This window comes from Psychrobacter sp. SZ93C1 (assembly GCF_015864635.1).
In the GTDB taxonomy this organism is placed as follows: domain Bacteria; phylum Pseudomonadota; class Gammaproteobacteria; order Pseudomonadales; family Moraxellaceae; genus Psychrobacter; species Psychrobacter fozii.
This window is the reverse complement of record NZ_JADYWY010000004.1, coordinates 91,566-117,605: the sequence shown is the minus strand read 5'-3', so window position 1 is coordinate 117,605 and position 26,040 is coordinate 91,566. Positions and strand designations below refer to the sequence as shown.

General features: G+C 41.8%; 23 protein-coding genes. 3 read left to right on the top strand and 20 right to left on the bottom strand.

Translation table 11 applies throughout. The features are described 5' to 3' along the window. Nucleotides 1-37: 37 nt before the first annotated feature. From I6E83_RS06810 to I6E83_RS06765, 10 genes are all read right to left on the bottom strand, one after another. The gene (locus I6E83_RS06810; protein ID WP_197100694.1) at nt 38-835 is read right to left on the bottom strand and encodes a YfgM family protein; all 798 of its coding nucleotides are present in this window, start codon (nt 833-835) and stop codon (nt 38-40) included. 63 nt (nt 836-898) lie between these two features. Further along, nucleotides 899-2,188 carry a histidine--tRNA ligase gene (gene hisS / locus I6E83_RS06805; protein ID WP_197100692.1) on the bottom strand — a complete coding sequence of 430 codons (1,290 nt, stop codon included), beginning with the start codon at nt 2,186-2,188 and terminating at the stop codon, nt 899-901. A gap of 65 nt (nt 2,189-2,253) precedes the next feature. Further along, on the bottom strand, nt 2,254-3,369 hold the full coding sequence (gene ispG / locus I6E83_RS06800) for a flavodoxin-dependent (E)-4-hydroxy-3-methylbut-2-enyl-diphosphate synthase (RefSeq protein WP_110922320.1): 1,116 nt from the start codon (nt 3,367-3,369) through the stop codon (nt 2,254-2,256). Nucleotides 3,370-3,466: 97 nt separating this feature from the next. Then, nucleotides 3,467-4,282, bottom strand: a complete 816-nt coding sequence (locus tag I6E83_RS06795; RefSeq protein ID WP_197100690.1) for a helix-turn-helix domain-containing protein — start codon at nt 4,280-4,282, stop codon at nt 3,467-3,469. Further along, nucleotides 4,279-5,214 carry a type IV pilus biogenesis/stability protein PilW gene (pilW, locus tag I6E83_RS06790; protein WP_227680855.1) on the bottom strand — a complete coding sequence of 312 codons (936 nt, stop codon included), beginning with the start codon at nt 5,212-5,214 and terminating at the stop codon, nt 4,279-4,281. The genes I6E83_RS06795 and pilW overlap by 4 nt, the downstream gene beginning before the upstream one ends. A 376-nt stretch (nt 5,215-5,590) precedes the next feature. After that, on the bottom strand, nt 5,591-6,823 hold the full coding sequence (gene rlmN, locus I6E83_RS06785) for a 23S rRNA (adenine(2503)-C(2))-methyltransferase RlmN (RefSeq protein WP_413787057.1): 1,233 nt from the start codon (nt 6,821-6,823) through the stop codon (nt 5,591-5,593). Between the two features lie 518 nt (nt 6,824-7,341). Further along, nucleotides 7,342-7,773 carry a nucleoside-diphosphate kinase gene (gene ndk / locus I6E83_RS06780; protein WP_197100686.1) on the bottom strand — a complete coding sequence of 144 codons (432 nt, stop codon included), beginning with the start codon at nt 7,771-7,773 and terminating at the stop codon, nt 7,342-7,344. Nucleotides 7,774-7,986: 213 nt separating this feature from the next. Further along, complete coding sequence (locus tag I6E83_RS06775; protein WP_197100684.1) at nt 7,987-9,687, bottom strand: SIR2 family protein; 1,701 nt, start codon at nt 9,685-9,687, stop codon at nt 7,987-7,989. Between the two features lie 79 nt (nt 9,688-9,766). Next, nucleotides 9,767-11,056: an adenylosuccinate synthase gene (locus I6E83_RS06770; protein WP_110922316.1), complete on the bottom strand. Its 1,290-nt coding sequence runs from the start codon at nt 11,054-11,056 to the stop codon at nt 9,767-9,769. A gap of 238 nt (nt 11,057-11,294) precedes the next feature. Further along, complete coding sequence (locus I6E83_RS06765; protein WP_197100682.1) at nt 11,295-12,596, bottom strand: ATP phosphoribosyltransferase regulatory subunit; 1,302 nt, start codon at nt 12,594-12,596, stop codon at nt 11,295-11,297. Between the two features lie 480 nt (nt 12,597-13,076). Between I6E83_RS06765 and I6E83_RS06760 the strand changes: the two genes are divergently transcribed. The 3 genes from I6E83_RS06760 to I6E83_RS06750 all read left to right on the top strand — a co-directional run bounded on the left by I6E83_RS06760 (nt 13,077) and on the right by I6E83_RS06750 (nt 15,528). Next, nucleotides 13,077-13,466 (top strand): DUF2237 family protein, encoded by a 390-nt coding sequence (locus I6E83_RS06760; RefSeq protein ID WP_197100680.1) that lies wholly within the window; start codon nt 13,077-13,079, stop codon nt 13,464-13,466. Nucleotides 13,467-13,639: 173 nt separating this feature from the next. Then, nucleotides 13,640-14,854 (top strand): magnesium/cobalt transporter CorA, encoded by a 1,215-nt coding sequence (gene corA / locus I6E83_RS06755; RefSeq protein WP_197100678.1) that lies wholly within the window; start codon nt 13,640-13,642, stop codon nt 14,852-14,854. A 272-nt stretch (nt 14,855-15,126) separates the two neighbouring features. Beyond that, nucleotides 15,127-15,528 carry a hypothetical protein gene (locus I6E83_RS06750; RefSeq protein WP_197100677.1) on the top strand — a complete coding sequence of 134 codons (402 nt, stop codon included), beginning with the start codon at nt 15,127-15,129 and terminating at the stop codon, nt 15,526-15,528. A 263-nt stretch (nt 15,529-15,791) separates the two neighbouring features. Here the strand turns inward: I6E83_RS06750 and I6E83_RS06745 are convergent, their stop codons facing one another. From I6E83_RS06745 to I6E83_RS06700, 10 genes are all read right to left on the bottom strand, one after another. Further along, nucleotides 15,792-16,310 (bottom strand): phosphate-starvation-inducible protein PsiE, encoded by a 519-nt coding sequence (locus tag I6E83_RS06745; protein WP_110922311.1) that lies wholly within the window; start codon nt 16,308-16,310, stop codon nt 15,792-15,794. 108 nt (nt 16,311-16,418) lie between these two features. Next, on the bottom strand, nt 16,419-17,297 hold the full coding sequence (gene folD, locus I6E83_RS06740) for a bifunctional methylenetetrahydrofolate dehydrogenase/methenyltetrahydrofolate cyclohydrolase FolD (protein WP_197100939.1): 879 nt from the start codon (nt 17,295-17,297) through the stop codon (nt 16,419-16,421). 296 nt (nt 17,298-17,593) lie between these two features. Beyond that, nucleotides 17,594-18,793: a DegT/DnrJ/EryC1/StrS family aminotransferase gene (locus tag I6E83_RS06735; RefSeq protein WP_197100676.1), complete on the bottom strand. Its 1,200-nt coding sequence runs from the start codon at nt 18,791-18,793 to the stop codon at nt 17,594-17,596. Between the two features lie 102 nt (nt 18,794-18,895). After that, on the bottom strand, nt 18,896-19,519 hold the full coding sequence (locus I6E83_RS06730; protein WP_197100674.1) for a sugar transferase: 624 nt from the start codon (nt 19,517-19,519) through the stop codon (nt 18,896-18,898). Further along, complete coding sequence (locus I6E83_RS06725; RefSeq protein ID WP_197100672.1) at nt 19,516-20,697, bottom strand: glycosyltransferase; 1,182 nt, start codon at nt 20,695-20,697, stop codon at nt 19,516-19,518. The genes I6E83_RS06730 and I6E83_RS06725 overlap by 4 nt, the downstream gene beginning before the upstream one ends. A 31-nt stretch (nt 20,698-20,728) precedes the next feature. Beyond that, nucleotides 20,729-21,592, bottom strand: coding sequence for a glycosyltransferase family 2 protein (locus I6E83_RS06720; RefSeq protein ID WP_197100670.1), 864 nt, complete (start codon nt 21,590-21,592; stop codon nt 20,729-20,731). Then, a complete protein-coding gene (locus I6E83_RS06715; RefSeq protein ID WP_197100668.1) occupies nt 21,592-22,632 on the bottom strand; it encodes an EpsG family protein in 1,041 nt (346 codons plus the stop codon). The genes I6E83_RS06720 and I6E83_RS06715 overlap by 1 nt, the downstream gene beginning before the upstream one ends. A gap of 146 nt (nt 22,633-22,778) precedes the next feature. Next, the gene (locus I6E83_RS06710) at nt 22,779-23,855 is read right to left on the bottom strand and encodes a glycosyltransferase (protein WP_227680854.1); all 1,077 of its coding nucleotides are present in this window, start codon (nt 23,853-23,855) and stop codon (nt 22,779-22,781) included. Between the two features lie 102 nt (nt 23,856-23,957). Continuing rightward, nucleotides 23,958-24,950, bottom strand: coding sequence for a glycosyltransferase family 2 protein (locus tag I6E83_RS06705; RefSeq protein ID WP_197100666.1), 993 nt, complete (start codon nt 24,948-24,950; stop codon nt 23,958-23,960). Next, nucleotides 24,947-26,029, bottom strand: a complete 1,083-nt coding sequence (locus tag I6E83_RS06700; RefSeq protein ID WP_197100664.1) for a polysaccharide pyruvyl transferase family protein — start codon at nt 26,027-26,029, stop codon at nt 24,947-24,949. The genes I6E83_RS06705 and I6E83_RS06700 overlap by 4 nt, the downstream gene beginning before the upstream one ends. Nucleotides 26,030-26,040 lie beyond the last annotated feature (11 nt).

The following is a 26,040-nucleotide window of genomic DNA, read 5'->3' as shown; positions in this document are numbered from 1 at the left end:
GTGCCATTATTAGTCAATAATATTTACGACGATACGGCTATTGCGTAACCTCAGCAGTAGGAGCTTCTGCAGAGTCAGCCGCCACTGGTAATTGAACAGCAGCATTTGACTCTTGAATAAGACTGGCTTGGTCTTCGATAGGCTCAGGTACCGTACCCAAACTTTCCATCTTTAACGCCAATACTGCACGCGTTTCTTGACGGCTACGTAACAGCTCCCAAGCATTGTTGTACGATTTGACTGCTGATTCTTTATTGTCTTGTGCTAAATAGATATCACCTAGTAGTTCTTGCTGACTGGCTTCAAAAGAGCTTGGCATGTCATTTTTAGCTTCTGCCAATGCAGCATCTGTATCACCTGTCGCTAACAACGTCTTCGCATAACGCAAACGAGTAATAGCCTCTAAGCCTGCATCACCCAAGTCGATTGCCAGTGCTTTTTTAAAAGTCTCTGTAGCAGCCGCGAAATCGTCGTTATCAACTTCATGACGAGCTTTAATCATCAATGCTTGCCATGCATAGACTGACTCACCATGTGTACTTACCAACGTATCAATATCGCTGCTCAATTGCGTACGGCTCTGTTCGAGCGCTGCTTGTGCCTCTGCTTCTAAATCAGGGTTTTGTGAGGACAGACTGACTTCTTCATTCAACCGCTGAATATCGGCATAACTATCAGCAGCTACAGTATCTACCCGTGCATGATTGTCCTGCCAGTACGTCCAACCAAAATAGGCTGCCAATGCCAATAAAGTCGCAGTGACAATGTAGCTGCCATATTGCTTTAACGCTTGCATTGAGTTGTCTGCATTCGGCGAATTGGGTGTCAGAGCCATATCTATTTACCTGATAAATTTATATTAAATTGCTGATGCTAAAACTAAGGAAACCGAAACCGATCAGTTACGAGAAAAATTGTCTTTATTCGACAACCAATCTGTCGCAACCGTCTGTTGTTCACCCGTCTGCATATCTTTCACACTAATGGTATCATCGTCCAATTCTTGCTGAGCAATAATAACCGTCAATGCAGCACCTGACTTATCCGCTTTTTTCATTTGCGCTTTTAGACTGGTTGCACTTGCCATTTTGACCCGTACATCTGGACGACTGTAACGCAAGTTTTGTGCATAGCCAATACCAGCACTATAGACCTCTGGATGAGCAACTACGAATACATCACAAGCAGGTATATCAGCAATCGGTGCTACTGCTTCCATCAATAACAATAAACGCTCAAGACCCATCGCAAAGCCGACACCAGGCTCAGATTTTACTGGCTTATTGGCATCGGTACCGATGGATTTTAGTTGTCCAATCAAACCATCATAACGGCCGCCAGCACACACAGTAGCCTGACTACCAAGCTTGTCTGTCACCCATTCAAAAACAGTTTTGTTGTAATAGTCCAGTCCACGTACCAGATGCGGATTAATCTCGAATTTGATACCGAGTGTCGTCAGATACGCCTGTACTTGCTCGAAATGCGCCATGCTTTCTGCACCCAAAAACTCAGCCAGCTTTGGCGCGTCTACCAATACGGCTTGGGTGCTCGCTTCTTTGCTATCTAGAATGCGTAGCGGATTGGTCATCAAGCGGCGCTTGCTGTCTTCATCAAGCTGATCTTTTTTATCCGTCAAATAAGCCACGAGTGCTTCGCGATAAGCGTAACGCTCATCCAGCTCCCCTAAACTATTCAGCTGCAAATGCATCTCGTCTTTTAGACCCAATTCTTGCCACATTAAATGGGTCATCGCAATTAATTCCGCATCAGCATCTGGCAATGCACTACCGAAGCTTTCGACACCCAACTGATGAAACTGACGATAACGGCCTTTTTGTGGACGCTCATAGCGGAACATCGGACCGATATACCATAATTTGGGTGTATCACCGCGTAGTAGGTTGTGCTCAATCACTGCACGTACTGCACCAGCGGTACCCTCGGGACGTAGCGCCAATGGCGTTGGTGGATCAGATTTATCAGTAAAGCTATACATCTCTTTTTCGACGATGTCTGTTGCACCGCCGATAGCACGTGCAAATAAATCGGTCTGCTCAACGATTGGCAAACGAATGTGCTCATAGCCGTATCTGCCCAAAACGTCAGCCAGTATTGCCTCTAAATGTAACCATTTTGCGGATTGGTCAGGCAAAATATCATTGAACCCTTTGATAGCTTTAATCATGGTACGGTCGTATCCTTAAAATTTTTAACAAGTATATCTATAATTTTTTTACTAACAGTGGCGTGTTATTTTACTCGAATGATCTCATTCTCACGTTTTTTGGCCAAATCTTCGGCGTGGGCGCGTACCATACTTTCTATTTCATCAACCAAGTTATTGGTATCGATAAGATGGCTTTTTTCACCCATACGATAGACTAGTGACTTACGTGCAGCGCCAACGATACCTATATCAGATTCCTTCGCCTCACCTGGGCCATTCACTTTACAACCAATCACTGACAAATTCATCGGTTCGCGGACATCTTCTAAGCGTGACTCTAATGCAGTCATCACTCTAATCACGTCAAACTCTTGACGTGAGCAACTTGGACAAGCGATAAAGTTGACACCATTAGAACGAATATTTAACGATTTTAGAATATCAAAACCGATTTTAATTTCTTCTTCAGGCTCTGCTGCTAGAGAGATACGAATGGTGTCACCGATACCATCTAACAGTAAACCACCTAACGCAATTGCAGACTTCACGGCACCAGTACGATAGACGCCAGCTTCGGTCACGCCCAAATGTAATGGATTGTCGATCTGAGCCGATATAAGACGATAAGCGTCCAATGTCAAAAACACATTACTGGCTTTGACCGATACTTTATATTGATCAAAATTGAGACGCTCTAATATATCAATATGGCGCATCGCAGATTCGAGCATCGCAGCGCCAGTGGGCTCAGTATATTTACGCTGAATGTCTTTTTCTAAAGAGCCAGCATTCACACCAATGCGAATAGGAATATTATAATGTTTGGCACAAGCGACGACTTCACGTACTTTGGCATCGCTGCCGATGTTACCTGGGTTGATACGTAGACAGTCTGCGCCTGCTTCGGCCACTGCCAATGCAATCTTATGATCAAAATGCACGTCGGCAATCAATGGGACACTGACTAACTTACGAATTTCACCAAACGCTTTGACAGTATCCATCGTGGGCGTCGAGACACGCATCAGATCTGCGCCTGCTTCAACACAGCGTTCGATCTGCGCGACCGTCGCTGCCACATCACAAGTATCAGTGTTTGTCATGCTTTGCACACTGATCGGCGCATCACCACCAATCGCGACATCACCGACATATATTTTTTTGGTAAGGCGACGGTTAATAGGCGCTGACGTTGACATAGACAAACCCTTTCATTAGAGCAAAAAAATATAGAAGACACATGTTTATAATAACTATGAACAGCTATTGGCTTTAAACAGCTGTTAGTTTTGACAATTAAGGTGCTAGCTCAAAACTGGCTTGCTTATCAGTTGCTGCATAAGTATCCAATGCAACTGCTTCTTGGTTTAGCATTAAGCTAACATTATCGACGTCATCGATTTTCACACTGAACGGCGGCGTGCCTGACAATTGATAATCACCCGCTGTTTGCGAACCATCTATTAAAGTGCTACCAGAGGCATCAATGATACTTATGACCGCTGTGTCAGTCAGTTTGACTACTAATGCAGCCTGACCGACTTCAGCGCCGCCTAAGTTCAATGCAGAGCCAGACGCACCAACGCCAGTCGAGCTATCAATCGCAGCACCTTGGGCTTGTTCTATCTCAGATACGTCGTCTACTGTAGGTACTGGTTCTGCATTGTTTTCTTTGCTGGCGTTGCTTACCATACGGAATAAGAAAATTGCCAAAACAATAACACCAATGACCGCCAAAATCAGTAATGGGTTAAAGCGAATACGGTTGCGAGTATCGCGCTGCAGCGTACCCATTGGACGCAATGGTGTATTGGTATTATTAACTGATTTAGCTTTAAGCTCACTGGGATAAGCCGCATCAAAACTGCTAGCGACTTTGGTTGCATCCAATCCCAAAAATTTGGCATAGTTTATTGCAAAACCACGAGCAAACGTTGCTTGTGGTAAATCAGCAAAATTCTCATTTTCTAGCGCTTGTAAATGACGCTTTAAAATAAATAACTCGGCGGCCGCCTCTTCTAAACTGACTTGCTTAGATTTTCGGGCTTGCTGCAACATGGCACCAAATGATCCCTGAGCGTTAGATTGAGTGTTTAATGATGGGGTGGTCATTTCCATGGTGCCTCTGGATTGTTAAGCCAAGTCTTAAGTTTTTTTGCTTCATCACTTAATGGATAAGCGGATAAAAGTTGCTGTGCTAATCTTTGACGTGTCGGTATATTGTTTTGCGCAGCAGCAAGTTTGATACCTTGTAATAGTACGCGCGGGCTAACACCCTGTCTTTGTACTATCACCAATGTTTCATCATAAAGCCTTTGAGCCTGTGGAACACGCTGTTGCTCAAGCAGCAAATCTACCAATTCGATATGGGCAATAATACTATTACGATTGCCATCAAGCGCACGTAAAAATGCTTTGGAAGCCGCACTGCGATCGCCGAGCTGTAAATAAGTACGTCCTAAGTTCTCTAACGCACCAATACGCCCTTCGTAACCCAATGCTGAACCTGCAATCTGAAACTGCTCAGCCGCTTCACTATAACGCTTCATCTGTGACAGATATACGCCGTAGTTATTATTTGCTTGCTCAAAATCTTTATCAAGTGAGATCGCTTTTTTGAAATACTCATCAGCTTTTTCGAGATTGCGCGGACTGCCCTCTTGCTGCAGCAAAACGCCCATCATATCATAGGCTGGCGCGTAACGGCTATCAGCAATAAAGGCTTTTTCGAGTTGGCGTTGGGCAGTATCGAGGTCTTTTTCGCGAATGTATTGTGCAGCAAGTGAGGTGCGCACACGAGCGACTTCTTGTTGATCCGATTTGCGGTTATCACTGGACCGTGTGGATGTCTGATAAGCCGTATTGTTAATCAACTCATTGGTCGATGTGCTTTGGCAACCAGTCAGCAGAACCCCCGCAAACGCCGTTGCCAGCATCATATGCTTCGACATCGTCATCTGGGAAGTTGCTGTCATCAACTGCTTACCATCTTTAGAAAATAATGTTTGATATTTGAACTGACAAGAATTTTTAGAAGTCATCATAGCCGCCATCATAAAACTGTGATTCAATGCGTTCGATCAAAGAAACATCAGTTTAATAGATTTAACCCCCATAAGTACAATTTAGTTGTGATTAATTGCTGTACTCATCGATACTGATTGTTATTGCTACATTTTTATTACCATTGCGACAGATAAAAGACAGCTTATCTTCTAGGGTGTGACATCAATTAGATTGTGAGGCTTAAAATGAGAAAAATGGTAGATAAACAAGGAAGAAATTGCCGTTAATATGAACAGATTGACAAAGTTTCTAACGATGTTTAGCAAAATTTAGCCATTTTAAGGCCACTAAATGTATTAATTGATGACACGCCCTAAGACCGTTAAATACTAAACTTATGCGTTTAAGACCCTACTAAACGTTTTCACGGTCTTTGATACTTTGCTGCCATGCGGCTGAGCGTCTAGTACGATCCGCCACTTGCCCAACCAATTGGCCACAAGCAGCATCAATGTCATCACCACGGGTTTGACGAATGGTACAAACAAAACCGGCCTCGCTCAGTATATTGCTAAACGCGTGAATACGGTTGTTGCTTGATTTGTCATAGTTTGCATGCGGGAACGGATTAAATGGGATCAAGTTAATCTTACTTGGTAGCCCCTCTAATAGTGCAACCAACTGATGAGCATGCTCGTTGCTATCATTAACCCCATCAAGCATTACATACTCAATCGTAACGTGCTTTTTGTGACGTGGATTGACATCAAATACATAGTTTTTTGCCGCAGCGATTAGCTCTTCTAAAGGATATTTTTTGTTAATTGGCACTAGCTCATTGCGTAGCTCATCGTTGGGTGCATGTAATGAAATGGCCAATGCCACATCGATATCTTGCGCGAGCTGATACATCTTAGGTACGACGCCTGAAGTCGATAGTGTGACGCGACGCTTTGACAACCCATAGGCATGATCGCTGAGCATCAGCTCCATTGAGCCAACCACTGGTTTATAATTCAATAGCGGTTCGCCCATACCCATCATCACAACGTTGGTGACATTATTTTCCCATAGGCTATGATCGACATTTTCTAAGCTGTCATTTTCGTCCGTCATATACGAGGCATTGGCCACCCACAACTGACCGATAATCTCAGCAGCGGTTAAGTCACGCTCAAACCCTTGCTTGCCGGTACTACAAAAGCTACAGTCCAGTGCACAGCCCACTTGCGAAGACACACATAATGTCTTACGGCCGTTCAATTTGCTGTCATCTGCAGGAATAAGAACGGTCTCAACCAATGAGCCACCCGTGACTTCGAACACCCATTTACGTGTGCCATCATCGCTATATTGACGATGAATCACTTTGGGCGGAACGACACAAGCGTTGAGTGACAACTTATCACGCAATGATTTACTCAAATTGGTCATTTGCTCAAAATCTGTCACACCCTGCTGATATATCCACCTGACCACTTGCGTTGAGCGAAAAGGCTTTTCACCAATGCTCTTAAAATACTCCGCAAGTTGGGCTTGGGTCATTCCTAGCAGATTGGTTTTTGCCTGAGCTTCATCTACTATTTTAATGCTGTCAGTGCGCTTGGCAGGAATGTGCTGAGTGGGTGCTTGAATGGTGGACATAATAGATAACCTTTTTGCATAAGCTTAAATAAGCGGTGCAATTGTTTATATGGATGTTGTCATACATACAAAATATATGAGTGCATGAGCAATCCGTTATGAGCGCGGTTTTTCAAAATGACAAAAACATACTGATAAGGGATTGATAACGCTCAGTAAAATCAATAATGAGGCAAGTCATTAAAAATTTCAATGGATAATATGGTCACAGAACTCTAAAGTGGATACAAGGCAACCGACTGCAGATTGTACAAGTAGTACATCTAAGAAGGGTAACGCCGTAGCAGTTTAATAATTCTTTGACTATAGGATTATTATAATAGCTAAAACGGCTTATACCCATAAGATATAAGCCGTCTCGCGACACGACTGATTGACAGCTAATTTGCTACGTCAGTCGTATACAGTGAATCAAATATAAAGCCAGTACGCATAAGACGAGTGTAAATCGTAACTAGCTAATTATAGCAGTTACAGTAAACAAGTCTAATGCCGTCATTGTTTATAGTTGGTTTACTATATTAGCGCGTACGTGCACAAACTTCGTCATCGCTGAAGAAATAGCTGATTTCACGTGCTGCTGACTCTGCAGAATCTGAACCGTGAACGGCGTTTTCATCGATACTGCTAGCGAAATCAGCACGGATAGTACCTTCAGCAGCGTCTTTAGGGTTAGTTGCGCCCATGATTTCACGATGCTTAGCGATAGCGTTTTCGCCTTCTAATACTGATACCAATACTGGACCTGACATCATGAAAGATTTTAGGTCGTTGTAAAATGGACGCTCAGCGTGCTCAGCGTAAAAACCGCCCGCTTTTTCATCATCAAGTTGCATCATTTTAGCAGCAACAATTTTTAGACCAGCTTGCTCGAAACGGCTGTAGATAGCACCGATGTGGTTGCCAGCAACTGCGTCAGGTTTGATGATAGATAAAGTACGTTCGTTAGCCATGAAAAGCTCCTAATAAGTAATAAATTGGATAAAAATAAAATGGTAAATGCTTTGTTTTATCTTTGGCCACAATGTTGACTTGGGCAAACTTGAATAACTCATTGTCTATCAATACGATAATATGAGCGCCAACATCGGATTGCTGCCTATTATAATGATTAAGACTATAAATGATAGGGTTAATTTATAACCGCACCTTGTATAAAAGTAAATCTACTCTAAGTTTACTATTAAGTCTTCAAACCATGGAGTGTCATAAAACAGCCTCATATCCGAATCATTTAGCAAAAGTTCTTTAGGGGGTAATGTATTGTTTTCTTTGCAAATAACTAGCTTTTTCTTAGCTTTGTCAGCCTGCCCTAGTCTTACATGAGCGCATGCAAGATTATATACATTTGTTGGTTGAATAGTTTCAGCAACTTTTAACTTTTCTAATGCTTGTGAATTATAATACGGATCTTTAGTTAGCTCGGCTAACATAAGAAGAGCTGTCCCCCAACTCTGACTATGCTCAAGTACCGATGAGTCTAACTCGCTAACTTTAGAGAACTTTTTAATACTTGTATTGTAAGTATCTATATCATTTGTTATATAAGCCAGTTCACTTAATATATATCCCCAACCAAGATAAATCTCATGCATTTTAGGTCTCAAAATTTCTGAGCTTTCGAAACGCTTAAAAACAGATTTTATAGCTTCATCATTATCCTCATTAAACCTTTTTCTCTTAATCTCTATCCAATCTTTTTTTGCTGCATTAATTTGTGCCCATACATACATATACTTAATTTCTTCGTCTATAGCAGTGATATCAATTTCATCTGAAATTTGACCATATTGTGTTTCTATAAGCTCTATAACTTCATTGTTTTTACCTTCCATCATCAGATTATTCAGTATAGCTGTAAGTGATAATATTTGTTTTCCAAGCTCAACCATTTGCTGCCGCAGATCACTCATTATGTTGATTCCATCATCTGTATTTGGCATAGGAAAATCTATTACTTCATCTAGAACTCTTATCGTATGTTGTGCATGGTTTGTGAAAAAGTCAGGTAAACAATCAAGATGTTGCATCAGACTGATAAAAAAGTCATCAGCATCTTGCCCTCCAATATAGTGTGCATGATTCTTATATTTTTTAAAAAAATTTTGTAAATGCTCTGGTACCTCCTTTTCATAGCCAATCCAAAATAATCTCTGTTCACCACAGTAATGTTTATTGATTTGCTCAAAAAAACCGTCATTAAAACCACTATATCCAGCGACAATTACAGGTGATGTGTTTAAGGTTTGGGCTATAAAGTTAGTCATACTGTTAGCATGATTTTTGGTTTCATTTTCATCATTTAGCTGTCGGAAACCATAGCTTTGACCATGCAAATAGATGATAGAGGGATCAATTATAAGGTTTTGTAGATTAACATCTGCATTTGTAAAGTCATAAATAGAAGGATATAGCCCAATCAGACCGCAAGCCCTCATTAATATGTTATCAAAATTAAACGTTAAAACTCTCTGCGTATAGCCCTTATTCATCAAAGCCGCTAGACCAATATGTGCCCAGTTTATATTTGCATCTTTTATGTGATTCTGAAGTAGCTGTCTACGTTCTTGATGAGTCAAAGCGTTCATACATTTATTATAGTTACTTCTATCCTTTTCAGTTAGGTTACTCAATTGAACATCAAACTGAGAATTCATTTCTTCTACTAACCCACCTGCTAATGGTATGCCAGCTGATTTGGAGCATCCTGCTCCTGTTAAAATAGTATATGGTGTACCATTAATTATAGCCTGCCTCATTAACTCAGCAATATTGGCAATACTAAATTCTGGATGCTTTACAGTACCGAAATCGAACCCTAACTCTTTATAGATATTCTCGTAAGTTTTTTTTTGAAAAGTTGACATTATTATCTCCGTAAATAGAAAAAACCCCATGTATGTAGCATGAGGTTTTTCATATTAAATAACAATAGTTCGTTTATATTTACGCGTCGTACGGGTCACGCAATACGATAGTCTCTTCACGATCAGGACCAGTTGAGATGATATCAACTGGGCAACCAATCAATGCTTCGATACGTTTGATGTATTTTTTAGCGTTCTCTGGTAGGTCGTCATAGTTAGTAACACCAACGGTTGACTCACTCCAACCTTGCATGGTTTCGTACTTAGGCGTAACTGACTCATAGAATTCAGCATCATGTGCGCCTGCACACTCAGTCTCAGGTAGGTTATAACCCACACCGATTAGCAACTCTTCAAGACCATCTAATACGTCAAGCTTAGTCAAGCAGATACCTGACATAGAGTTCAATACCACGGCACGGCGTAATGCTTCCGCATCGAACCAACCACAGCGACGCGCACGACCAGTGGTCGCACCAAACTCATGACCGACTTTGGCCAAATGAGCACCAACATCATCAAACAATTCAGTTGGGAACGGGCCACTACCAACACGCGTGGTGTAAGCTTTAGTGATACCTAGTACGTAATCTAAATATAATGGGCCGATACCAGTACCAGTAGACACGCCACCAGCGGTTACGCTTGAGCTGGTCACAAACGGATAAGTACCATGATCGATATCAAGTAGCGTACCTTGAGCACCTTCAAACATTAGGTTTTCGCCAGCAAGACGCAATTGATTTAGGTCTTCAGTTACATCAGTAACCATACCCTTAATCTCTTCTTTCCACTCTTTGCAAAGCTTAAGTGTTTCATCAAAATCAATCGCTTCAACTTTATAATACTGAGTCAGTTGGAAGTTGTGATATTCGATTAGGTTACGTAGTTTTTCTTCTAAGTCTTCACGGAATAAATCAGCAAGCTTGATGGCACGGCGTGCAACTTTATCTTCATACGCAGGACCGATGCCGCGACCCGTTGTACCGATTTTACCGCTACCGCGTTTGGCTTCACGTGCTTGGTCAAGCGCTACGTGATATGGCATGATTAGTGGGCAATTCGGTGAAATGCGCAGACGCTCACGTACAGGTACGTTGTTGTCTTCTAGCTCTTTCATTTCTTTTAACAATGCGTCAGGGGCTAGCACGACACCGTTACCGATGAAACAAGTAACGCCTTCACGCAAGATACCTGATGGGATTAAATGCAGGACGGTGGTTTTGCCATCGACAACTAACGTGTGACCAGCATTATGGCCGCCTTGAAAGCGCGCGACTGCTGAGGCTTTTTCGGTTAGTAAATCAACGATTTTACCTTTACCTTCATCGCCCCATTGGCTACCCAAAACTACGACATTCTTACCCATGATCAATCCTTACCTTTATGTATTGAGGTGTGTGCAATAACGGTTTAAAACGGTGATATAGTCAATCCTATATAAAAGAGCGACAGCGTTAACCTCGCTTGAAGTATGACATATACCTCTGCACTCGGTTTCCTTGTCTCTCTTTCAAACTGAATCAACTATAACTTTCGTTATCTTGATTTTAAAAACGTTAAAAAATGGTCATACTATTAAAATTAATGCTTAAATACTTAAACGTTTAAATATTCTGTAACTGCCAATGATTATCGACAAAGCTCAAACGATGCGTCATGCCAACTGGGCAATCGGCTATATCTAATGGCATGGTGACGCGATAGCCTTGCTGGCGTAAACTCTCAACTTGCTGCAACAGCGTCTGCATTTGTTCTTGGCTTGCACTGCTCAATGCTTCATAGTCGACCAATACGATAATTGGCGCTTCAAGCTGAGTGTGCGCTAGCAAACGACTGACATCCATACTAAAGCCGGTGGCTTCACGTGGCTGATTGATTGCCAATTGATTGCCGCTTTGCATACCGTCGAAACGACCGCCACGTACCAGTGGCTGAGTCTCATTATTGATATAGCCGTTGAATACGATACCAGTGTGATAATGATAGCCTGACAATTCCGTCACATCGATACTCACAGGGCACTGCCACTGCTCTTGCAGATGTGTTTTTAGACGTTGTAATTCATTGATAGCAGTTGCGACTTGCGTGTCTTGCTGCGCTGTCTCTGACAATCTCGCCAATAGATTGGTAATATCGTGGCCAAAGCGTGCCAATGCATAAAAATCATCACCCAGTGGCAATGACTGACAGACACGCTTGAGCTCTGGCAAGTTTTTATTGGCATATAAATGCATCAATTGCTCAGTGTCATGACCAGACAATTGAGCCAACTCTGCTAAGCGCTTAAATATGGCGACGTGACCCAAGTCTATATGTAGCGCAGCACTCATATTCAGTGTATTCACCATCGTGAATAACACATCTATAAGCTCAATATCTGCGGCAAGCGAAGCACAACCAAATATCTCAGCACCGAGCTGCAAAGGCGTACGTGAGCCAAACAGCCCTGATGGCAAAGTATGAATCACATCGCCTGCATAACAATAACGTGCAATACCCGTACCACCATGATGCGCATCAATACGCAAAATCTGTGGTGTGATATCCGCACGCAAGCCCATCAATCGGCCGGTCAACTGATCGATAATTTTAAAGGTTTGACGCTTTAAATCTTCTGAAGCACCACTTAGCAACGACTCAGTAAACTCAATCATTGGTGGGTTTACGAGTTGATAGCCATGAGAGATAAGCTGTTTGGTCAATTGATGCCTAAGCACTTCTTGCTTATGCGCATCTTCAAACAGCACATCGACCACACCATCAGGCAGTAGCCAGCTGTTGGCAACATCGCTAGAAAAATGACTTAGATACGGCGTAGATGCAGCAGCATCGTTGGCATGCTGAGTCGCTGCTTGATTGGTAGTATTTGACGGGGCAGGTTTTGCAAAATCAGGACTGACAGACACAATAAATCCTTGTTTGGCGTATCGCTTACCAAAAACGCGGTACTGATGCGGTACTTAAAGGTTATATTTACAATTGCATTGACGTCACGCATTTTTATTTTTAACGCACAACATCATTGACCCAATTATTTATAAACAAACTAGGTAACCGCAAAAGGGTGAGTAATAAGTATTATTTAGAATGATAAGACGAGTATCTTTATGCGCTAATAAACGGCGATAAATAATCAAGGCGCTTTACGGTTTTAGTTTAGCATAGCAGTTAAGGTTCGCCTAGTGACAATTGGCCACAATCATCATCTAATTACGCCTTATCAACACTAAAGCCATGAAGATTATCTATACCTTACATAAGTAATAGTTCGATTCAGAAACGTCACAATCATGCTATACAATAAAGAGCATCTTGAGCAGAGTTTCAACAACGACCTCAGTATAGACTCATGGTACACTAACGCATACTTTTATCTCGGAAGCCTTATGTCATCTGATTATCACCCAAACCCAGCCATCAACCAAGCCAACGTTTTAGGTACAGCACTTGCCAGCTGCTGCTTCGACCCTATCACCGGCTACTACCGCAATGGCTTTTGTCATACGGGCAATCACGACGTCGGTCAACATACCGTTTGCGTCAAGATGACCAGCGAGTTTTTAAACTTTTCTGCCAGTCGCGGCAATGACCTTATTACGCCGCTCCCTGAATATAACTTCGCGGGCCTCAAACCTGGTGACTACTGGTGTATCTGTGCCCTACGCTGGGTTGAAGCACTAGACTTCGATATTGCACCGCAAATCAAACTCGAAGCTTGTCATGAGAGTTTATTGAGCTTAGTCGATATTGAGACGTTAAAGCGCTATGCCCTTTAGAGCGTGGCATAAGTTGTGACATGAATTGCGGTATCGATATATTTTTTTATACCATTCACAAAATTTAGAGTAGCAAGGAAAACGAGTGCAAGTACTACGCATTGTAGACTAAACAAGTTTGACACAGCTAATCGTATTTTTTGGGATTGGTACTACTTATTAAAGGAGGGTGTATGGAAAATAATAATGATCCGTTGATTCAAAAAACAGCACGTATTGCACCCGACTCCAATATCAGCCGTCTTTATGCCGATATGAATGACTCACATTTATATTTAGACAATAACGGCAGTTATATCTACGGCGATACTGACGCAACGAATGAGGACACTATCGAGACCATGACGGTCTACGATCCTGATTCTGAGCGCTATGAAGATATTGACTTGTCGAGTGAGGATGAGGTTGTCAATTGCTATGCTTATTCGCGTAAGACGGGCGAAAAACTTAATAAAGTCGCCCTGAACGATGTGAGTCGCGCTTTGAGTAACAACGGTCAATTTGTTTGGCTGGGTTTATACGATCCTAGCCTAGAGACCATGGTCAAAGTCAAAGAAGCGTTTGGTCTGCATGAACTGGCGATTGAAGATGCTTTCGCTGATCATCAACGCGCCAAAGTCGAGAATTATGACAACGACATGGTCTTCGTAGTATTGCGTACGGCCAAGCTTGAAGACAAAGTTATTCGTTATGGTACGACAGCGATATTTATGGGTAAAAACTACCTAATCACTATTCGTAATGGCCCATCAAACTCCTACGCACCTGTCCGCGAGCATTGTAATCGTCGACCTGAAAAGCTGCGTATGGGACCAATATTTGTGCTGCATGCCATCCTCGATTTTATCGTTGATAACTATATGCCGGTCACCGATCGCTTGGGCCGATATCTACGCGAGCAAGAGCGCTACGTTTTTACCTCTGAGTTTGACAAGAGCACGCTAAAAAACCTTTATGAGCTAAAATCACAACTGGTACATATGCGTGCCATTATTTTGCCGGTACAAGACATCTGTAGCTTTTTTATCAATCATAAAAAAAGCGAGCTAGTCTCTGGCTTCTCTCAAGCGGCAAAGCCCTACTTTCGTGACGTTAATGATCATCTATTACACTCGTTAGATGCGATCAACGGCCTTAATGAGATGCTTAGCGTGGTCATGAACACCTATATGGCCATGGTCAATATGGGACAGAATGAGGTGGTGCGTAAGCTTGCGGCTTGGGCAGGTATCTTAGCTGTGCCGACGGCCATCGCTGGTATCTATGGGATGAATTTTGACTTTATGCCTGAGCTACACTGGCAGTATTCTTACCTTGTGATTATGCTCATTATTGGTTCGTTATGCGGCTATCTGTACTATAACTTCAAGAGACTCAAATGGTTGTAGCACACTTTACCAATAAAGTTGTTAATGGTTTTTCAATAGTTAGATGAAAGGCAGTATCGCCAATGATGCTGCTTTTTTATTTAATTATTGATAATATTTCCTATTTGCAATACTATTATTAAGCTTGTCTCATGATTGATATAACCTCAATTTCAAAAATATGATGAGCCACGTCAAACGGGCTATGCCTGTTCAATGTAGTGATTGCACTTCTACCTTTCGCTCCCCTGATGTTTTGACATGATACTACTGTGAACTTATTAAGGTTTTTTATGCGCTTATCTCACCTTATTCGAACCATGACTTTCGTTGCCACTGCTTTGGTAGTTGCAGCTTGTGGCGATGATGGTTCTGACATGGCCGTCGCTATCATTGATGGAACGCCGCCTTTGTTAACCACCGATAGTAACTTTACGGATGGCTATAGTACGACTGTAGACTTGTTTGTCTCAGGCCAAGTGCAAGACAGTAATGGTGTTAAATCGCTAACTTATACGCTCAACGAAGAGTCAGCACATACTGTAGAAGTGGATACTGAAGGGTATTTTAAGGATCGTATCTTGCTAGCCTCGGGGAGCAATACTATCCTTTTAGAAGCCATAGACAATGCCGGTAATATTATGCGCTCAACCAAAACGATTTATGTAGAAAATAATTATTTAGAAAGTGCTTAATTAGGAAGTGCTGTCGCTGCAAATGGCTTGCAAGGTACTGCCTTATATAATAGTTAGTTGTATAATAGCGCTTAGGAAGATGATAGCGATTAGGTGCATGATTAGAAGATTGATAACCATGCCTAAGTTAACGCTCTTGACCTCAGTTAGCATCTAGGTAAGATATCTAAATTGTTCAAAGTGAAGCTTAAAATTTGAGCAACCAATAAAAAAGGGCTACCCATTGGTAGCCCTTTTTTGTGTCACATCAGCCAGTAAAAATGTCACTCGCGGCGATGTTTCGTATGACTATCCGGTACTTTCGCGTCATCAGGTAGCAGTGCTTTGACCGTTAGGTTTGCATGCTGCTGGTCGAGATTGTCTTCGGGACGACCGAATGTCCTCGCCGTCCATGTCAGCACGACGATAGAAGCACTTAATACCATGATAGCCACAGAAATGGTGGCCAGCAGCCATAAATGGAAGTAGTCTGAGACGGCCTGCACATCAACCACCAAGTGACGTGACAAGGCAGTTATCGCAATAAATATCAAAAATTGTACGGGCAGACGATGGGTTTTAAAATAAATACCTATCATGGCCAGTAACTCAAGATAAATAAATAGCATCAAGATATCTTTTAGATCTGCGGAGCCTTTTTGGACAATGCCAACAAACTCTTTGCCTGCGGTCCACACGACCACCACACTGATTAGAAATAAGATAACGTAATGACAGATATCGACAAACTCTCTACCGATACTCTGTAGTCGCTCATGAATACCTACGTTTTTTTTAGCCATGTTTAGGTCCTATCAACTGAAATGTGGTTGATTTAGCCTGAGTTATTATTGCCTCAGGCCCCTTATATATCGGCAATCAGTATTCCTATCACACTCTTTTTAATCGAACTACAAACCTGCTGACTTTTCAGCAGCGTCAACGGTCTGACGAATCAAGGTGTTGATGGTCATTGGACCCACACCACCAGGTACTGGCGTATAAGCACTGGCGATGTTTTCTACACCTGCTAGCTCGATATCACCCACGCCGCCATTATCAGTAGGGTGGAACCCTGCATCGATGACGACCGCGCCCGCTTTTATCCACTCTGCTTTAATTAGTTCTGGCACACCTACAGCGCCAACCACGATATCAGCACGCTTAATATGCGACGCTAAATCCTGAGTTCTAGAATGGCAAATGGTCACTGTACAGTTAGCGTTCAATAGCATCATCGCCATTGGTTTACCCAAGATGGCACTACGACCAACGACCACTGCTTCTTTTCCTGAGAGCTCAATATTGTGATGCTCTAGCAAATGCATAATGCCCTGCGGCGTACATGAGCCATAGGCTGACTGCTGCATAGCCATGCGACCAAAGCCAAGGCAGGTGACGCCATCGACGTCTTTTGCCAAATCAATCTGCTCAAAACACGCACGCTCATCAATATGCGCAGGGACAGGATGCTGTAGCAAAATACCATGTACGTCTGGATTGTTATTCAGCTCGTCTATCTTTGCCATGAGCTGCTCAGTGGTGGTGACACTTGGCATCTCAACTCGTATAGAGTCCATACCCACACGCTTACAGGCATTGCCTTTCATACGTACATAAGTCGCAGACGCTGGGTCATCACCAACTAATATGGTCGCTAAACTTGGTGTACGTCCCGTCTTATCCTTAATAGCATCCACGCGCGTGCGCAGTTGTTGTTCTATTTGTTTGGCAAGTGCTTTGCCGTCCAAAATGGTGGCAGACTTTTGGGTAGTAGACGCAGTAGACATAGGAACTCCAATAGAGGTATGACAAAAAAATAAAGACAGCGCCGCAATTGCTTGCATGCCTGTCTTATCCTTAATCAAGGTGTGGTTGATAGTGATATTGTACCTGCCTGCGTCCAAAAATCCTAGCATGGCATAAGGTTAGATACTCATAAATTTCTATAAAGACTCTATTAAGCGATGTCACATTATTGTCAATAAACCTTTAATGACTTTCAATCCATACTTTAATGAACCATAAAGCTGATATCAGATTGGCATTTCTTCGGTACGGAACATCAATGCGTATTAGCAATGCTTCATTTAGCTATTGAACCAAACACGCTGTCGATAGCTTGAACCGTTTGCTCTATCTCTGCGGTGGTCAGTGTGGGATGAACCAAAAACATTAAGCTGGTCTCACCCAACTGCTTTGCAACTGGCAGTCTAGTCTCTGGACGTAATCCTGTGTCATCAAATGCTTTTTCCAAATAGACCTCTGAAGCAGATCCAGAAAAACAAGGCACACCTTGCTCATTTATCTTTTGAATAATGCTATCTCTAGACCAATCATTAGGTAAATTGTCCAGTTGCACATACACATAGAGTTTATAGTACGCATGTTTAGAATCTGAAAACCGAGCAGACGTCTCTAGTCTTGGCACCGACAGATAGCCCTGTACCTCCCAACCAGCACACGCATCTAGTATCGCTTGGGCATTAGCAGTACGCTTGGCAGTCCAATCATTCATTCTCTCCAATTGAATTCGCCCTATGACGCCTTGCATCTCCGTCATGCGCCAATTGGTGCCAAAGCTCTCATGCAGCCAATTATAACCAGGTTCATGCTCAGTCTCATAGACCGCCGCATAACTCTTACCATGGTCTTTATACGCCCACATTTTGCGCCACAGATGCTCATCATTGGTAGTGACCATACCGCCTTCACCACCTGTCGTCATGATCTTATCTTGACAGAAGCTCCACGCACCAATATGACCGATACTCCCAACACTACGGCCTTTATACTGTGCGCCATGAGCTTGTGCACAATCCTCAATAACATACAAACCATAATCATCTGCGAGTGCAATGATGTTGTCCATATCACATGGCCAGCCAGCCAAGTGTACACAGACGACACCTTTGGTTTTATCAGTCAACACAGCAGCGATGGTGTCGGCTGTGATATTACCTGTCGCATCATCAACCTCTGCAAAAATAGGCGTAGCACCTGCATTGACGACTGATGAAATACTAGCGATGAATGTACGCGGCGTAACGACCACTTCATCACCTGCTCCTATTCCAAGGGCTTGCAAGGCCACGTCTAGGGCTAAGGTACCATTACCCATTGCAATCGCGTACTTGCTCCCTGACCAATCAGCGAACTCCTGCTCAAACTGACGACATTCTTGCCCTGTCCAATAATTAACCTTATTGGATAGCAATACTTGACTCACGGCATCGGCTTCTTGTTGCGTAAAACTTGGCCAAGGTGAAAAAGGGGTATTTAGCATATGTTCCTCTATGGTACTTATGTCTAATGGTTTATTACTTCTTACATAATACTTTTAATACTCAAAGACTTGATTGAATGACTAGAGCGTGTTCTCAATCTATCAAAGCATATTTTTACTAGGACACGCCCTAGTCTCATTACCCGTAAACTTGCTCATGGTCGCCTCACCTTCTGCGCTAATACCATCCTTTACGATGACTTTTTTCACTGTTTTGAGTAAGATTTTTATATCTAACCATAGCGATTGATTGTCCACATACCAGTTATCAAGCTCAAATCGCTCTTGCCAACCAATAGCATTACGACCATTAATTTGTGCGTACCCCGTAATACCTGGGCGTACCTTATGACGGCAAGCTTGCTCCTCGCTATATAATGGCAGATACTCCATCAATAACGGGCGCGGACCAACCAAGCTCATGTCACCCTTAATCACATTCCATAACTCAGGCAGCTCATCCAGACTAGTATTACGCAGTGCTTTCCCAAACGATGTCAATCGCTCATCGTCCTCCAAAAGATTGCCATCTGTATCTACACTGTCTTTCATTGAGCGAAATTTTATCATCTCGAACGGCTGACCATTCAGTCCTGGGCGAGTCTGACGGAACAAGACGGGTGAACCCAAATTCTTGCTAACTTTGTAGGCAGTTGCAACATAGACAGGAGATAGTACTACTAGAGCAGTTGTTGCACCTACAATATCAAATAGTCGTTTTATCATTGTTCAGCCCGCCTTTTTCCATCTACGCTGTTATCTATACCGTCATTTAAACTGCGCAAATAAAAGCTTAAAAAACTTTGCCATAACTTTTTTTGTTCGAAATGTGCAGTGGCCCAGCCTCTTGCCTCAGGGTATTTATCTTTAAAACCCTCATCAGTAGTGGCGGTACTAATCGCGGTTGCCACAGTTGCTGCATCTTTAAATTTAAATTTTTGACCGCTAACACCTTCTTTTACACTGTCCTTTACACCGACAACATCATAGGCAAACGTAGGAATACCACAACTTGCCGCTTCAATTGCAACACTGCCAAACCCTTCCCGATAGCTCAAAAATAAATGCAAATCAGCACACTGGAAAACCTCGTGTACATTTGGGTTGGCTGGTATATATACAGCTCTATTGTCTTTAACCATTTTTTCTACGACGGCTTGCCCCAAATCATCTTCAAAACCTCCAATAAAGATAAAGTGGACGTTTTCTTTTTTGAGTGTTTCAGATATATAACCAATGTCTGTTAGACCTTTATCTTCACACACTCTTCCTACTACACAAACTAAAAAACAGTCTAAAGGCACTTTATATTTTTCTCTTAATGCATCTTTTTTCTGCTGATCTATAGGACTAAGCAAATCAATATCTATGCCATTAAATGAGCCGTTATCGATGACGGTTGCTTTATTCTTTTTTAAAATCTTTTCTTTTAGACATACATCCAATAGTGACTCAGATACGAATAGAACTTCATGAGACAAGGCAAAACTTAATGTATCAAAACCCTGAAATATTCGCTTTTTAAAACCTGAAAAATTCTCATAAGCTCTACCCACACTAAAAGCAATCCGCCTCTTTTGCAAAGTAAATGCACTTGCTATACTTCCTAATAGTAGCGCTTTGGGAGTTAGATAAACCACCACATCAAAACGGTTCAATAGAAAATAACGAGTTAACAGCGCCAGTGATTTAGTGTCTTCAAATAGAGACGGTTTGCGTTGAAAGTTTAAATTGACCACTTTACCTATATTACGTGCACGTAAAATATCTAGCTGCGCCTCATTGCCACCACAGATTAGCGTAATGTCAAAATCTGAATTGTCCCTCATATACTCAAGCTGATTGCGGTATAGAGCATTAAATGAAACGGCATCTGTCACAAGAAAGCATATTTTGGAACTCATTTAAACACCTCATTGTTTCTCATTAGTGAACTCACTCAGCACAGATGCTATCAACGACAGCTTGATGACGTGTTTTAAGTGCATTAGACATCATTAATTTATTTCTTTTATTGGCTATGCGCTGCAATAAACCCATAGAGTCCAGCAATCTAACTGTTGTTATTTTTGCGGTGAGTTTCAAAGACCCTAACCCACTACGTCCTTTATATTCACGGTAGGTCTTGAAGCTATCTTTGTATGATCGAATGATTTTTGCTAATGATAAATTGCCCTCTTCTCGATAGTAATATAATAAGTCTGGCAATACCGCCAATCTTAAATCTCGACTGGCTATGGCTCTACACCATAGGTCATAATCTTCAGACCTTGGATAATTCTCATCATATCTGTTGCGTTCATACCAACTCTTTCTTGCCAACACAGAGGCATGCACAATAGGGTATGCTGGCGCAATTGCATCAAACTCTGTATAAATACGATCTACATGGCGACAGCCATATACCTTATTATTATTATCAATAGACACCACACCCGTGGACACCAGATCACAATCTGTATTACTTGCTAAAAATGCCATTTGAATCGTCAGTCTGTCTGGATGAATGAGGTCGTCAGCATCCATACGTGCAATATAGTCATATTGAGATTCATCAATGAGCTGATTTAGTCGAGTTGGCAGTTTTTTGTTTTTCCCATCAGAAATGACTTTTATTCTATTATCCGCTTTCTCAAAACGTCGAGCGATGGCCAATGAACCATCAGTAGAACCATCATCGATTAATATCAGCTCCCATAGCCCATAGGTTTGAGCCAGTACCGACTTTATGGCATCTTCCAAGTATGCTTCAGCGTTATAAATAGGGATGCCAATGGATATGTACGGCTGATTTTTCATTAGAAAACCTCAAATATCGGATTGAGAATATACGGACTCAAGTTACTAAATCTCGATGTCGTCAACATAAAGTAAGTGAGAAACAACAGCACACTAGCGGTATAAAGATAAGCGTTATTTATTTTCTTCAACATCACAGGCAGTATCAAAATTAATGTCCACGTAAAATACGCCAGTAACCTTTGCGGACCTGAAGGACTCGTACCCAACATCGCCAGAGGTATGATAAAAACCACACCTGATGCATAAAACGTTATTAGCTTCTGGAAATTTTCATCTTTAATTTTATATACGTAACTCACGAGCATAATTAAAAGCATGAGGACAGTATAAAATCCGAGCGTTAAAAACCCGCCTGCTTCTTCAGAAGCTTTTGCATAATTTTCATACCTATCATTGGTAGAAGAAATATAAGAGACCAGTACGCCACTCACCAATAATGATCCTAGAAATGTTGCCAAAATTTTATATACAGGTATTACCCTTAAGTTGACAATAAAATAAAATGGAATGATAAATAAGGCGGTAACATGAAATAATGAGGCGACCCCACACACCAGTAGGTATGGGATAAGTCTTTTTTCTAATAAATATGGGATGGCCAATGTAAATATTGCCATCGCCAACCCTTGACGTAATCCGTTGAAAAAAAACGTATAAACACCTAATGTGATGAATAAAAATACTGAAAACCAATAGTTGACGCTGTATTTTTTAATAATCTTAAGATAGCAGTACACAATGATTAAGCTGGTAATCGTTAAAAGCCAAAAGTAGCTGCTTGTCACGCTCAACAATGCATACTCTAAAACTTGATAACCAAACTCAATGTCTTCGTTAAATCTAAAATACTCGACATTCAATTGACTGTTAAAATTTCTTGTATAGTTCCCTGTATCTGTACCGACACGATAACTCCGAGCGCCTGCAAATAAAGTCAGAATAATTAACGGCAACCAAAAAGACGTACGGTTGAGAGATTTTTTCTCAAGTACGATCCAAAAGATAACAAGGCTAAGAACCAGCAGGTATGGAAGCATTTAACCCTCGATAAGGTAGATATAATCAACTCTATATCAATCAGATACGGTGTCAGGCTCGCTCAGCCTATTATGTGTAGTACTTTTACTCTCTTTCCTTGTACTCAAATCACGTCGAATCAAACTTAAATGAACAGTAAAAGCTGTCATTTCATATTCAAATACATTTGCGTTAACTTTTCCGCGTTTATCGCAGCACTGAATCCATATAGAGTTAGTGCTTCTGTTATTTCTTTTTCATTAGGCCGTATGTCTTTAGGTTTCAATAAACAATCGACCCACTCCTTGGCCGAATGAATAGGTAAAAACTGCACCAATCCGAGCCCTAAATCCACTTCAAGTGATACTTGATCAGAGACCAGCGTTGTTAGCCCAACGGTCTGACTCTCTACCAATACAACCGGAAACCCTTCATGCAAAGAAGGCGTGATCATATAATCTGCGCTGGCCATCAGTTCTGTGATATCCGTACGCAGCCCCAAAAACTTGACGTTGCTGCACAGGGATTTGTCTTGCACTTGCTGCTTTAGCCTCGCAGCCAATGGACCTTGTCCAACGATATATAAGGTAAAATCAATCTGACGTTTTTTCAGCTGCTCAGCGATTTCTAAAGAAAATTGATGGTTTTTAACCTCATTGAGACGACCGACTTGAATAATTTTTAACCCTTTATCTCCAAATCCTTTAGCACCAAACTCCTGATCGATATAATGTCGTGATTGGTTAGCGACTGTCATCATCTTTTGTATATCAACGGCATTGGGCAGTAGCCACACATCTTTTGTAGTACCGAATAGGTAATTTGCAGCATGGTCACCGCAGCTAATTCTCTTAGTGGCTAATGTACGATTGGTAATTAATGCCCATTGCTCATATATTTTTTTGACGATGTTAGTTTTACCATTACTGGTACTATGAGAGTGTGAAATGCAATGCTGCACGCCAGCACTTTTAGCAGCCAATAGATGAAAAGCATTGTTTAATAGCATATGAGCATGAACGATGTGATAGTCAGGGTTCTGTTTAAAAAATCGTTTAAGCTTTAGCATACGCGTCAATGAATGACTGGCTAAAATGGGTATAACTCTACCCCCCAACGCTTTTATCTCAGCATCATAGTCACCGACCTCATCGGTAAAGGTAATAAAATCAAACTGAATCTGGCTGTGATCTATATGACGATATAGATTCATGAGCATGGTCTCTGCCCCAGCACGATCCATTTTCCCCACTATGTGTAACACTCTCTGAATAGCCATCTCTTTACCTATTAAGAAACATAAAGCCAAACGTATTTTTCAAAACTATTTTCAACCTATTGTCTATTAACCTTTCATTCCTGCTCTTTTATCTAGCGCTTGACGAAGCACCTGCAACATAGACAAAGCGACTTGGCTTGGCATACGTACTATGTTGCTGATCACTATATTCCTTAACGTCGAATCGCTCTCATAACCCTTTAATCGCAACGTTTTATCTGCTTTTCTAGCTTGTACCAAGGCCGTTGCTAAATACTCATTGTCTATACGGGTAAGAATACTCCAATGACTTTGTCTGATTTTATTGGCAAGTATTTTTCTAACTTTATCTGCTTGATAGCTCTCTACTAAGTTTATGACTTCTGAGTGAATAACGAAAAGGTCTAATAGCTTTTTATCCGTTGAACCTGTAATCGACGTGCCTCGCTGTCTATACAGATAAAAATCAATAGGCAGTTGATATCTCACCTTAGCAAATAAACCGAGATGCCAATGAAACGGCCAATCCTCGTAATATAAACCCACTGGGAAATGTAGCGAGGCAGAACGCACGACACTAGACCGAATAAATTTGAGCCATGCAAAATGCGGTAGGCTAAAATAAGAGTCGTCTATGTTGGCAGCAGCGAATACTAAGCTGGCAGCTGGATACGGTAGTTCAGTCTCTACCACTCCCTCTTTGAACGGTACAAAACCATACGTCACTACTTCTGCATTCGTGGTGAGGGCGCAATCTACACAAGCTGCCACCAAGCGAATATCTACAATATCATCGGAATCAACGAACATCATATACTCGCCTATCGCAGATTTAATGCCGGTATTACGAGCAGCAGAAAGACCACTGTTTTCATTATGTTGAATGACTTTTATCCGCTTATCTGTGAAATGTGAGGTTAGTGCCTGTTTTGAATTATCAGTAGAACAATCTTCAACGACAATAATTTCAATATTCTTATAAGTCTGCTGCTTGATAGATGCTAAGCAAGCGTCAATATATGACGCGACGTTATATACTGGCACGATAATGCTCACTAATGGCTCGGCTGCGATGGTCATATCCTGGCCACCGATTTTTTTAAATCATTGTACTCATTGATGTGAACGGGTGACTCAATCATCGTACCGTGAGGTAGTGATAGAAGCCTATCGATGAATTTCGGAATCTCAGCAACCTCATCTAACTCTAAAAATACAAGTCTTGGATGATTGCGTAACCAGTCCAACTGCGTCTGTCTTATCTTATGATTGGAGTTCGGTAATACCAAGCAAGGCGTACCCGATAGCAAACATAAAATCATGCCATGCAAACGGTCAGTTACAACCAACTTTGCAGCACGAAACTGGCTAAGCTTGTCAGTTAGCAACTTTGAGCAATGTGCCTCGTCCAATTGAGAACCACCAGCATGGGTGTCTGTCTTTTCAATCTGATAGCCAGTATCTGCTAAGGCTTTGTCTATCATTGCATATTGCTCACCTGATAGCGCAGCTTCTTTGTCATCTCGTAAGCATCGCAAAATACCTGAAGGTGCTAACTTATCTGTCGTTCCAAGTACTGCTGCGTTTGCACTCATGACGATATCTGGCACAAGACCAATATGGACATTGCTATACTCAGCAAAAAGCTTGCTAAGCTTGGCCGCTGTCATCGACTCTCTAGCAAAAATATGTATATCTGGATGTTTGGCGTAGGCGTTTACGATATGATGCAATACACGCTTAGACTTAACAGAATCACTCCAATCCAATGTCTGAGGAAAACAAACAATGCGATTGGCAGGAAACGCCTTAATGACTACTTGGCGCAGCTCCTCAATATCAGGATATGTGCCACCCATATTACCGCCGCCGATAATAGTGACAATATCATTCTCTTTTATTTGCTGTTTAATCGAGTTGAGCACCAGTCTGGTTTGACTAATAGGAATACTAACCACCTCATAATCGGTCATCACATGTTGCAAATATTGCTTTTGAGCATGAGAGATAGCGATATCACCAATATTGCCATAGTCAGCAGCCAGAAAAATGAAGCATCGATTACTGCTCGGTAGTAGCAAATCGCGCGCGCCTATATAGGCAGCTAAATATTTTTTTAGTCTGAGTGGTATGAGTTTTTTTATAGCGGTAGTATTCATTTTCGACACTC

What these genes read in the sequence shown, in the direction of transcription:
- I6E83_RS06705 (WP_197100666.1), bottom strand. Translation starts at nt 24,950, where the DNA reads ATGACCATCGCAGCCGAGCCATTAGTGAGCATTATCGTGCCAGTATAT.
- I6E83_RS06770 (WP_110922316.1), bottom strand. Translation starts at nt 11,056, where the DNA reads ATGGGTAAGAATGTCGTAGTTTTGGGTAGCCAATGGGGCGATGAAGGT.
- folD (WP_197100939.1), bottom strand. Translation starts at nt 17,297, where the DNA reads ATGTCTACTGCGTCTACTACCCAAAAGTCTGCCACCATTTTGGACGGC.
- pilW (WP_227680855.1), bottom strand. Translation starts at nt 5,214, where the DNA reads ATGATGACTTCTAAAAATTCTTGTCAGTTCAAATATCAAACATTATTT.
- ispG (WP_110922320.1), bottom strand. Translation starts at nt 3,369, where the DNA reads ATGTCAACGTCAGCGCCTATTAACCGTCGCCTTACCAAAAAAATATAT.
- I6E83_RS06750 (WP_197100677.1), top strand. Translation starts at nt 15,127, where the DNA reads ATGCGCTTATCTCACCTTATTCGAACCATGACTTTCGTTGCCACTGCT.
- I6E83_RS06715 (WP_197100668.1), bottom strand. Translation starts at nt 22,632, where the DNA reads ATGCTTCCATACCTGCTGGTTCTTAGCCTTGTTATCTTTTGGATCGTA.
- I6E83_RS06795 (WP_197100690.1), bottom strand. Translation starts at nt 4,282, where the DNA reads ATGACCACCCCATCATTAAACACTCAATCTAACGCTCAGGGATCATTT.
- I6E83_RS06730 (WP_197100674.1), bottom strand. Translation starts at nt 19,519, where the DNA reads ATGATAAAACGACTATTTGATATTGTAGGTGCAACAACTGCTCTAGTA.
- I6E83_RS06700 (WP_197100664.1), bottom strand. Translation starts at nt 26,029, where the DNA reads ATGAATACTACCGCTATAAAAAAACTCATACCACTCAGACTAAAAAAA.
- I6E83_RS06725 (WP_197100672.1), bottom strand. Translation starts at nt 20,697, where the DNA reads ATGAGTTCCAAAATATGCTTTCTTGTGACAGATGCCGTTTCATTTAAT.
- ndk (WP_197100686.1), bottom strand. Translation starts at nt 7,773, where the DNA reads ATGGCTAACGAACGTACTTTATCTATCATCAAACCTGACGCAGTTGCT.
- I6E83_RS06745 (WP_110922311.1), bottom strand. Translation starts at nt 16,310, where the DNA reads ATGGCTAAAAAAAACGTAGGTATTCATGAGCGACTACAGAGTATCGGT.
- I6E83_RS06720 (WP_197100670.1), bottom strand. Translation starts at nt 21,592, where the DNA reads ATGAAAAATCAGCCGTACATATCCATTGGCATCCCTATTTATAACGCT.
- corA (WP_197100678.1), top strand. Translation starts at nt 13,640, where the DNA reads ATGGAAAATAATAATGATCCGTTGATTCAAAAAACAGCACGTATTGCA.
- I6E83_RS06775 (WP_197100684.1), bottom strand. Translation starts at nt 9,687, where the DNA reads ATGTCAACTTTTCAAAAAAAAACTTACGAGAATATCTATAAAGAGTTA.
- I6E83_RS06760 (WP_197100680.1), top strand. Translation starts at nt 13,077, where the DNA reads ATGTCATCTGATTATCACCCAAACCCAGCCATCAACCAAGCCAACGTT.
- hisS (WP_197100692.1), bottom strand. Translation starts at nt 2,188, where the DNA reads ATGATTAAAGCTATCAAAGGGTTCAATGATATTTTGCCTGACCAATCC.
- I6E83_RS06810 (WP_197100694.1), bottom strand. Translation starts at nt 835, where the DNA reads ATGGCTCTGACACCCAATTCGCCGAATGCAGACAACTCAATGCAAGCG.
- I6E83_RS06735 (WP_197100676.1), bottom strand. Translation starts at nt 18,793, where the DNA reads ATGCTAAATACCCCTTTTTCACCTTGGCCAAGTTTTACGCAACAAGAA.
- I6E83_RS06710 (WP_227680854.1), bottom strand. Translation starts at nt 23,855, where the DNA reads ATGGATCGTGCTGGGGCAGAGACCATGCTCATGAATCTATATCGTCAT.